This is a genomic window from Pelatocladus sp. (assembly GCF_059505505.1).
In genome coordinates, this window is the sequence record NZ_JCACKS010000208.1 from 71,437 (window position 1) to 82,393 (window position 10,957).

The following is a 10,957-nucleotide window of genomic DNA, read 5'->3' on the forward strand; positions in this document are numbered from 1 at the left end:
GTATAGGGGTGTAAGAAGAGTCATATTTTTATTCACGCTGGTTTAAGCAGTCCAGTGCTGGTTACTTAACAGGATAAACTAGAGTGCGGGGCTTCTGTCGCAACTAGTTAAAAAAGATGAACACAAAAGAAAAGGTAGAATTTACTGATTTACCTCTGGCAGTTTATCGTGAGGTAGCAGCTCATCTACGGCAAGTGGAAGGAGTGGAAGTAGAATTGATTCCGCAATCTTCCCCACAGTTTGATTACAATCAAAGCCAAATTGCTGGTTTGTGGATTTCAGTTTCTCCTGACTCTAGTTCTGTTAGTCAGCAAAGAGTGGAACAAATTTTAGCTTACTATCGTGATCGTTATATGTGAGTTGAATCAAATTCAAAGCATCGCATCTTGGGTAAAGTTTCTCTACCCAATTTTTTTATGTGTTGGAAAACTTGATTGTTTTTAGGTTGCAAAAATACCTTAATGCACACAAAAGTGACAATATTTTGCAAAAAAATCTAATTTCAATAAAACTTGACTCGATAGTAGCTATAATTTTGGTAGTGTCATGTTATACGTCAATTAATTAATATATTACTTTTTTTATAATAAGGCTCTTTTAGTTCGTGACAAGCGAAATAGTTATTCCAGGGAAGCAATCACTTAGTTCTTTTCAAAAAGTATTACTAGAAACGATTCCTCATATACCTGGACATGGAGGAAGGGATGTAATATTTGCAATAGACCTAACAGAAAGTGTCGGATATAACGATGAGGGACGTACGCGCTTACGTCAGATTATTGAAGATAGTTTACAACCAGGTGACTCTGTTTATATTGTCCCCTTTGCCAGAAACACAATTATATCAGATACAGGATCGAGTGTAAATCCATTAGGAACATCTGTACATATTTCTCATAAAAGTAAAGAAAATATTGATCGAGTTTTAAAGAAAATTCCTTTTGCATCTGATCCAAATCACTACGGAACAGATATCCAACAAGCTGAATTAACTATTTATCAAGGTGTAGCACAACTCAATCAAAATCGTTTACAAAAAAATCAACCAATCAAACCGCAATCTGTGGTTTGGCTTACCGATGCACCTTTACTTACAAAACCAGGTATTACTTCAGAAATTTGGAATGAAACTCCTGGTGAGAGTCCTTTTAGGGTAGATAATTCTCCAGAAAGTCAACAACGACAAGCTTGGATTCAAACATTACCTTTGAAAGAGCGATCGCTCTTGATTAAAACTCAAAATAACAAACAATACACACTCACTATAGTAGATATTCCCCCGACAGTACAAGAACTTTGTACACCAGCACCAGGAGATCGAGAAACTTGTCTAGTAAATTCTTATTTATTTAAGCAACTTTGGCTACCTGGCTTAATTTCATTATTAATATTTACCGGATTTGTTTGGGGAATCATGAAATTGTACAAGCTTCAAAAAAAATGGGAATTAATCGTAGATTTTGAAATCACAGAACAACCAGAAGATCAAAAATGTCGATTACCCAACAACAAACGCATTGCGATTGGTGAATATGATCCTAGCTGCGTAGATTCCATTGATTGTCCAGGAGCAGAAGTGAGAGGATATTTAGAACGTAAAGGTGAAAATCTTTATCTCACACCGACAAATGATGCGCCAATTTATTTAAATGGTCGCGAAATCAAATCACGCGCTCTGATATCTAATTCTCGATTCCGAATAAATTGTCCTGATGCTCGTAACCGTGAATACGAAATAGTAATCAAAATCAATAAATAGCCTGAAATATTAGGTATAAATTCTATGATTAATATCACTGGTAATGAACTTCAATATCGGGGAATTAACCGAACAGTATGTATCGGTTTAGGTGGTACTGGACGTGATGTATTGATGCGAATTCGACGGTTAATCGTAGACAGATATGGAGATTTAAATAACTTACCAATTGTCAGTTTTGTTCACATCGATACTGATAAAGCAGCAACTCAAGTAACTGGTATTCGTACAGGAAGTATTTATCATGGTGTTGACCTCAGCTTTACAGAAGCAGAAAAAGTCAGCGCCACTATGTCTACTAGCGAAGTTACTATGTTTGTGCAAGGACTAGAACGGCGCTCTGAGTATACTCGTCATGGTCCCTATGACCACATTGGAATGTGGTTTCCCCAACAGTTAATTAGAAATATCAAAGCTGTAGAAGAAGGTGCTAAAGGTATTAGACCAGTAGGCAGATTAGCATTTTTTCATAATTATCAAAAAATTACTACAGCAATTGAAACAGCAGAAAGACGGACTAGGGGACATGAGCCAATATTACTAAAAACTGGTTTAAAAATTGAACCGGGACTAAATATTTTTGTTGTAGGTTCTCTGTGCGGTGGTACAGGGAGCGGTATGTTTTTAGATGTTGCTTATAGTCTCAGACATCTTTATGTAAATCAAAATGTACAGATTGTCGGCTATTTAATAATTAGTCCACAATTATACGGCAATACTCCTAGCATGAGTGCCAATACTTATGCTGCTCTTAAAGAACTAAATTATTATAGTATCCCCAGTACAAAATTTGAAGCTTGTTATGACATTCAAAATCTAGTTTTTGTTCAAGAACGTCGTCCAGCCTTTGACTATGCTTATTTAGTTTCTCATCAAACTGGGGGTGAATATCAAATTTTAACTCAAGGTAAGTTGTGCAATGTCATTGCTCACAAAATAGCTTTAGATTTTTCTGGTGAATTAGCACCGATAGTTAAAGGAAATCGAGATAATTTTTTGCAGCATTTAATTCAGTGGGACAAGCATCCTCGTCCTAATGGTCAGCGCTATTTAACTTTTGGATTATCAGCAATTTATTTTCCTCGCGATACTATTGTGCAAATTGCTTTAACTCATGTGAGTTTACAACTAGTAAAATTCTGGTTAACTGGTGAAGGTCAAAGTCCAGACCCTGTGACTTTACTAGAAAGATTTATTCTTCAATATCGCTGGCACAGTGACTTAGCAAAAAAAGATGGTATAGTTACTAGACTTACAGAGTCAGTGCAAGAATCGAACAAAAGTTTTACTAACGCAATCTCGGCATGGAGAACTAAGTTAGAAAAGCTAATTACTAATTGTCAAAATCGAGATGACCGCGATAGTGTTCGTCAGCAGTTGGGAAGGGAATTTCGTGAACAATTTCGCAAAATTCAACCAGGAGAAACAGAGAGTAGTAGAGGAATTTGGTTGACAAGGTTATTACAAATTGCTCCAAATATTACAAAGGAGCTACAGTCTAATATTGATGATTTCATTATTCAGTTACTCACACCTAGCGATCCTAACTTTTCAATTAAAAGTAGTCGTGATTGGCTAGATATTTTGCAATATGAATTGAGTAATTATCTCCAGAATATCCAAGAAGAAATGATGAGGTTTAATGGATGGAAGACTCTTGAAGATGTAGAGAGAAAATGGCGCAATGCAGAACAAGTAATAGAAGATATTGAGCAAAAACCAAGTATTCCCTTTATTAGTAATAAAAATAACCAAGTCCAAGTAGAAGCGAAAAGAGTCGTAAAAGAAGTTTGCGATTTAATTAAACAAAATTTTGACTTTGCAGTCCTTCAGGAAGCTTTGCAAGTTGTCACTAATTTAGAAAAACACGTTCAAGAAAGAATCACCTTACTTGCTGCGTTTAATAGCTTAGTAGAAAGTTTGCACAATATTTATGAGAAACAAGAAAGAGATTTAAAACAACTAAATTTTGATGAGATGAGCGGTGAAGCTATCTTTGATAGCGAAGATGTTGAACTTTGTTATCAAACTATGTTACCAAAAGACGATTTTCGTCGCCAACTAGTATTAGCAAGTGCAGAAATTACTGAACTAACTGGAAAAGGACAGAGTTTAGCAAGTTTTGTTGATCGCGATCGCGCAATAGCACTCCAACTTCAAAAAGAAATTGATGTCAATGTTGATAAATTATTTGCTCCTCGCTGTAGCAATATCGTTAACTCTGTAATTAAGCGGTTCATGCAAAATTATTCAATTTCTGCGCGTTCAACTCGTTTAGCACAAATTATGCAGGAAGCTGAACCACTGCTGAGTCTAAATTTAAGTGATCCTTACTTTCGTGATGATCCTGCTAAAAGTAGTCAACTTATAGGATTTAAAGATGTAGATGAGTTAGAAGTACAGCAATTTAAAATCTTATTGGGGAAAGATTTGGGAATTGCTGGTGACAAATTTAAACCCACCCAATCTGATGATGAAATTTTAATTGTGAATGAGTACGCTGGTTTTCCTCTGAGATTGATTAGCAATCTGGAGAACATGAGAAATCCTTACTTGCGCGAACTTAATTCTCCCACTTCTTTTCTCCATAATGATTCTCGAATTTCTTTCCCTGATATTGTCCCCCCTGATGTCAGAGTTATCGAAGAATTAGAGGATGTTTTTTATCCAGCTCTTGCTTTTGATTTATTACAAGAAAACCAGGAAAATCATGAATTAGAATTTCAATATTATGATAGCTTGCGTGATATCTATAATACTGCATCTTTGAGTCCAGAATGGAGTCAAGCATTAGAAGAACTTTCTAACCGCAAGGACATAAGTACAGAGTTACATAAACGTTTGGATAATGAAATCTCTCGGATAGCAAAACAGCCAGAACTTTGGGAAAGCGAATACTTACCGAAGTTGCGAGAGTTCGTCAAACAAATTGATGAATTACCAGAAGACAGTCCAAATTACCCTTATAAAGCAACAGTTGTAGGAACACCCTATAGCAGCGATCCTACAGCAAAAGAAGGAATTATTATTCGTTTTCGGAGAAAAATGGATGAGCGATTTAACTCTACTGCACAGCGAAGTTTTGCGCCTACAAATACAATAACTCAGAAAGCTATACCTGGTGAGATAATTATTGATTCATCTGGAGATTTCAACGATAACAGAGTCAAAAGGCGTTCCGAACTAGAAAAATTAAAGCAGGATTTAGAAGAAGGATTTTTAACAACAGAAGAGTACGAAAGAGAACGGCAAAGAATATTTAACAAATATCCATTGTAATATCATAGCTGTCAAAACATCTGATTATCCTGTTTTTCTTTATACAGTTTATTGAACTGTCAATATTAACTTTATATTTAAGTAAGTCGGTGATTATACATCAAACTATGTTGAGTAACATAAAACTATTGAAATAAGTTCGTAGTAAGGACTTTAGTCCTCACTACAAGTCTTTGGTTATTTGCAGTTTATTACTTACAAGCTAACAAGGTTATTTCATGCCACCAATATCCAGTACCCTAATAATTTTATCTTTCATATTAGTCATTTTACCCTCTGTGTTTGTTATATTTTTACGAATTGCTCTTTATAAACATCTGACCTTTTTAGAACAGCGAGTTAGAAGATTAATTAATAGACAAGAACGTGGACAACAACCGAAAATTATCGAAGATTTAGAAAGAAGATTTGCACATGCAAGTAAAAATCTAGATCATGTTAATACTACCGCATTAATTGAAGATGCTTATAGTCGAGAAAAAATACGTTTCATTACTTGCGAGCAAATTGATTATTTATGTCGAACTTTGCCAAACTTATTACTAGCTTTTGGTTTGTTTGGCACTTTTGTGGGTATTACATTTAATTTATATACGCTTGGTCAAACCATTAATCAAACTGACGCTACTAATGTTACTACCTTGGTTGCAGAATTAGAGAAACCACTCCAAGGTATGAGTATAGCCTTTGTTAGCAGTTTGATAGCGTTATGTTTTAGCGCTTTACTAACAGTCATAAATTTATCTAGAAATACAAATTTATTAAAATACCGCTTAATTAGCTGCTTAGAAGATTATTTAGATAATATTTATCAACCTCAAGTCCAAGGTGACACTCGTCTTGATAAGATTGTGAATAGAATGGTGTCCCAACAGGAAAGATTTTTAGCTAATTTTGGTAATACAGTTCGCACAGCAGTAGAAACATCATTAGGAAAAGTAACACAGCAAATAGCAGATAGTAATAAAGAGGTTGCTGATTTAGCTAAACAAGTTTATGAGAGTTTTACACAATCTGCTGGAACCATATCTGCTGCTGCGAATGAGTTTAAGTTCACTATTGAAGAATTAAATCAAAAAGCAGATATATTTAAACAAGCTGCTGATACTTTTGATCAAAGTCAGTTTCCGGCAAAATTATCAGAAGCTACAGCAGATTTAGCTACAATACAGGAAAATTTTTCTCATTCTACCGTTAGTTTAGCCGAAGCAACAACAGCTATAGCTACAGTAGTAAAAGAGGTTCAGAGTTATAGTCAAGAATTAATTAATCTCGGCACAGAAATTAAAGAGATTAATGCAACTTCTGTACAAGTGTTAAATTTGCATCAAAATAATCAGCAATCTCTGAGTGAGATTATTCCCCAACTGAAACAAGGAGGAGCGAGTTTTTCAAAAGCTGTTAACAAATTGGATAAATTAGAACAGAGAATTACTAATGATGCAGAGAGTTTAGAACAACTCATAGATAATGTTAAAACCTATACTCAGCAAGTAAATTCAGCAATAGAAATGACAGGCGATCGCTTGATTTCTAATTTATCTCAACAACTAGGTACAAACCAGAAACAAACTCAAACTGTAATTGCTAATTTAGAAGGATACGCCAATCAATTGAGTGTCAAATTAGACACACTTACTTTAGACATGGTGCAGTTAATTAAAGACAATAACGCAGGTTATAAAACAGTAGGAAACAGTCTCATAGCAGGTGTAAATAACCAGACTGTAGAAGTTACAACAAGTATACAAGAATGCATCAACAATCTCAAAGATACTAAATTTGAAATTTACAGATTGAGGCAAAATTTGGAAAAAGTTTTAGAAAAAACACCAGATACATTAGATGGCTTGAATAAAATTTAAAATAAAAAAAATAAGTTTATGTCTAAGCGATCGCGACATTTTAATGAACATGAAGACCTCAATATTTGGCAAGCATTTACTGACTTAATGTCTAATGCTTTCCTGATACTTTTGTTATTACTGTTAATAATTAATGTTAAATATACAATTTCACAAATATCAAATAATAAAGAAACAGGTACACCACCTATTTTTTTAATCAAAGACGAAAATTACAGATTTGAGCCTGGTAGCGCGGCAATTCCTCCAGATATGCTGAATTATATTAATAATAAAATTGTGCCTGGTATTGAAAACACTACAAGGAAGTATAAGATAGACACTGTAGAAATTATTGGTCATACTGATGAGCAATCTATTGGAAATGGTATAGCAAGTAATCTAGACAATAATTTAGAAGCATTCGCTAGTGACAAAGGTGCTGTCGTCACCCTAAAACCAGGATCTAATGCTGATTTAGGGTTAATGCGTTCTTTAGCAGTAGTTAAAGAACTCTTGAAAATTCAAAAACAAAAAGGTCGCATGTCAGGAATTAAATTTCGTGCCTATTCAGCAGCACAATTAATATTACCAAATGGAGAATTTGCCCCTATTCCCAAGGGAGTGCGTCAACCAGAAGCAACACGGCGACGTATTGAAATTCGCTTTACTCGCTTGGGTGAAGTGCGGGAAGTTAATTGAAGATAAGGATTTCCGTCATGAGATGCACTCGCGTTCGGGAATTAACTTGGGAGCATCCCAATTTTTTCAAAATACCGTAAAGCAAAGGGTTTAAACTTTGCTAATAGCGCAAGTCGTCTTCAGACGACTTCATAAAATCAAACAGTCTGCTTCAGCAGACTTGAACTATGAGACTGCGATTGAAATCGCAGGCGTTTTTTGAACATTTGGGATGCTCCCATTAACTTAGCAGTGACGAAAAGTTTCGCCCTATTTTTAGCTAGCTAAGATGACTTGGCTGCTACTTAGGGCAGTTGATACCCGTAAAGAATCACTGAGGATTCTTTAAAGATAGTTTCAATTTCCGAAACGAAGGTGACAAAAGCTGTAGGAAAAGAGTAGCTTATTTGATAATAACAAGCGGCACTCAGCAGCTATGGTAAAAGAATTAGCAATTCGCACCAATGGACTAACTAAGCAATTTGACAGGCACGTTGCCGTTAATAATGTTGATTTAGAGATTTATGCAGGTGAGGTGTATGGCTTAATCGGCCCCAACGGTGCAGGTAAAACGACTCTCATTCGGATGTTAGCAGCAGCAGAAGAACCGACTACGGGTGAGATTTATATCAATGGCGATCGCTTGTTACGTGACCAAAGTAACCCGACTCTTAAGCGTCGTCTTGGTTACTTACCTGATGACTATCCTCTGTATGAAGAACTAACAGTCTGGGACTACCTAGATTATTTTGCCCGTTTGTATCGTTTGCGAGAACCACGCCGAACAAAACGTCTACATGAGGTTTTAGAATTAATACAGCTGGGGAATAAACGCAATAGCTTAATTTCCACTTTGTCACGGGGGATGAAACAGCGCCTGAGTTTAGCGCGTACCATCATTCATGAACCAATTTTGCTGCTGTTAGATGAACCTGTTTCAGGACTCGATCCAATTGCAAGGATGCAGTTTCGAGAAATCATCAAAGTCTTGCAAGAAGCGGGAATGACAATCTTAATTTCTTCCCATGTTCTCAGCGATTTGGCAGAATTATGCACTTCGGTGGGAATCATGGAACTTGGTTATTTAGTAGAAAGTGCATCGCTACAACAACTCTATCAACGTCTTGCGCGCCAGCAAATTGTCATCTCAACTTTAGCAAAGCAAGAGGAACTGCTAGCAGAACTTAAGAATAATTCTTTTGTGGAAGAGTGGGAAGTCATAAGTGCCAAAAATAGCGTGCGGGTGAATTTTTCTGGTCAGCAGGAAGACTGTGCTAATTTGTTGCGATCGCTGATCCAAGCTGACATTCCAATTAGCGAATTTCACTGTACCCAAGAAGACCTAGAAACTATTTTCCTCAAGCTTGGTCACAAACAAGCATCTTAGTCAATTGTTATTATCCGCATCCCCCTTGTCCCCGATCCCCGATCCCTAACCTTGGAGTTTTCACCTATGTTGCTCAATTTTATGGATAAAATAGGCGACTGGAATCCGCAATTATTGCGGGAAATTAAAGGTCGTCTGAAAGTTTTTCCTGTGGCGATCGCCTGTATTACATCTTTAATTGGTCAGTTGATATTGTTTCTATATCAGTTGCGGGAAATACCAGGCGGAAAATATCAAATGTCTGGTACTTATTGTCGCTTAGGAGAAGCTTATAAACAACAACTAAATGATATTTACCCACAGATTAGCAAACTGCAACAACAATTATCTTGGCTAAACAAATCAAAAAATTATGATGCATCAGCAATTCAATCTTTAACACAACAAATAGATCAACTTAAGGCTCAAGAGAAAAACATTAATAACATTTTGTACAATAAGTACTGCCCTCTTGAACAAATTAATATGCAACAGTGGTGGCGAGATCATTGGGAATATATATTCCTATCACTGACTGTCATTTTCATTTTCACACTGCTAGTTGCAGGTACTTATTTACTGATTAATAATTTAGCTCAAGAAGAAAATCGGGGTACATTAAATTTTCTGCGTCTGAGTCCCCAGTCGGAAACAAATATTTTGATTGGTAAAATATTGGGAGTTCCAATATTAATTTATCTGACAGTTGCAGTCGCAATTCCTTTTCATTTATTAGCAGGTCGTGCTGCCAATATTGCCTTTAGTCACATTTTGAGTTTTTATGTCATTTTAGGTGCTAGTTGCTTTTTCTTCTATAGCACTGCATTATTATTTGGCTTTATTAGTCGTTTATTCAGTGGATTTCAGCCTTGGTTGGGTAGTGGCGCAGTTTTAATTTTCTTGTTTGTGACGATGCAATTAGCATCTTCTGGACCATACTTGGATAATGCAGCTGCTTGGTTAAGACTGTTCAGTCCCTTTGATATGACGGCTTATTTATTCCCCAATTTATTCCGTAGATATAATTGGGAATTACTCCAACAAATACAATTTTTCTACCTACCTGTTGGAAAAAGTCTTCTTGGTTTACTGGGTTTAAATTTAGTCAATTATGCTTTGTGGAGTTATTGGGTATGGTATGGATTAAAGCGCCGCTTTCGTAACCCAAATTCTGCAATGCTAAGTAAGGGTCAAAGTTATTTACTTGTTGCTTATTTGCAACTTATTCTTTGGGGCTTCACTCTCCAGTATCTCAAAAATTATCATCATTACTACTCCAATGGAAACCCTGCTCCTGCTTATTACGATTTAAACTATCAAGTAACGCAAAACTTCCCTGTGATAGTGTTTTTTAACCTGCTGTTACTGTTTGGTTTAATTGCGATTCTCTCACCACATCGGCAAGCAATTCAAGATTGGGCTAGGTATCGATATCAGAATTTTTCTCAACGTAAAGGATTTTGGCAAAATTCTTTATTACAAGATTTAATCTGGGATGAAAAAAGTCCAGCAATAGTCACAATCGCAATTAATCTTGTGATTGTGACTATTCCGTTAGTTACTTGGATTTTAGTTGCACTTTCTTTGCAGGCGAATAATAAAAATAGTTTAGACTGGTTAGTGAACGATGTTGGTCGCTTCAAAGCAATTTTAGGTGTAGTTTTGTTTATCTGTATGGCGATTATCTACGCCACAATCGCGCAAATAATGCTATTGATGAAAACTTCTAAACGTGCTGTTTGGGCGATTGGAACTGTCGCTACAGTAATGTTTTTACCACCCATGTTTTTAGGAATGCTGAGTCTGAATCCAGATAAACATTCTACGTTATGGTTGCTTTCGAGTTTTCCTTGGGCGGGGTTAGAATATACGACGAGTACAACTGTTTTTATTGCTCTTTTGAGTGAGTTGAGTATTTTAGGATTGTTAAACTTACAGTTGAAACGTCAAATCAAAATAGCAGGAGAATCTGCTACTAAAGCTTTGCTAACAAAAAGCTAGTTTTGTGAAGTTCGTAGTAAGGACTTT

The 10,957-nt window shown here is 35.9% G+C and carries 7 protein-coding genes; all 7 read left to right on the forward strand.

Annotated elements, in window-relative coordinates; translation table 11 throughout:
- Positions 1-116 precede the first annotated feature (116 nt).
- Positions 117-359 (forward strand): hypothetical protein, encoded by a 243-nt coding sequence (locus AC5JMK_RS17565; protein WP_096674261.1) that lies wholly within the window; start codon positions 117-119, stop codon positions 357-359.
- Between the two features lie 245 nt (positions 360-604).
- Positions 605-1,759 carry a VWA domain-containing protein gene (locus AC5JMK_RS17570; RefSeq protein WP_096674259.1) on the forward strand — a complete coding sequence of 385 codons (1,155 nt, stop codon included), beginning with the start codon at positions 605-607 and terminating at the stop codon, positions 1,757-1,759.
- A 24-nt stretch (positions 1,760-1,783) separates the two neighbouring features.
- Positions 1,784-5,038, forward strand: a complete 3,255-nt coding sequence (locus AC5JMK_RS17575; RefSeq protein ID WP_495910687.1) for a tubulin-like doman-containing protein — start codon at positions 1,784-1,786, stop codon at positions 5,036-5,038.
- 218 nt (positions 5,039-5,256) lie between these two features.
- A complete protein-coding gene (locus AC5JMK_RS17580; protein ID WP_495910688.1) occupies positions 5,257-6,903 on the forward strand; it encodes a hypothetical protein in 1,647 nt (548 codons plus the stop codon).
- Positions 6,904-6,921: 18 nt separating this feature from the next.
- A complete protein-coding gene (locus AC5JMK_RS17585; protein WP_096674253.1) occupies positions 6,922-7,584 on the forward strand; it encodes an OmpA family protein in 663 nt (220 codons plus the stop codon).
- A 415-nt stretch (positions 7,585-7,999) separates the two neighbouring features.
- Positions 8,000-8,950 (forward strand): ABC transporter ATP-binding protein, encoded by a 951-nt coding sequence (locus AC5JMK_RS17590; protein WP_096674251.1) that lies wholly within the window; start codon positions 8,000-8,002, stop codon positions 8,948-8,950.
- 66 nt (positions 8,951-9,016) lie between these two features.
- On the forward strand, positions 9,017-10,930 hold the full coding sequence (locus AC5JMK_RS17595) for an ABC transporter permease subunit (RefSeq protein WP_096674249.1): 1,914 nt from the start codon (positions 9,017-9,019) through the stop codon (positions 10,928-10,930).
- Positions 10,931-10,957: the final 27 nt, after the last annotated feature.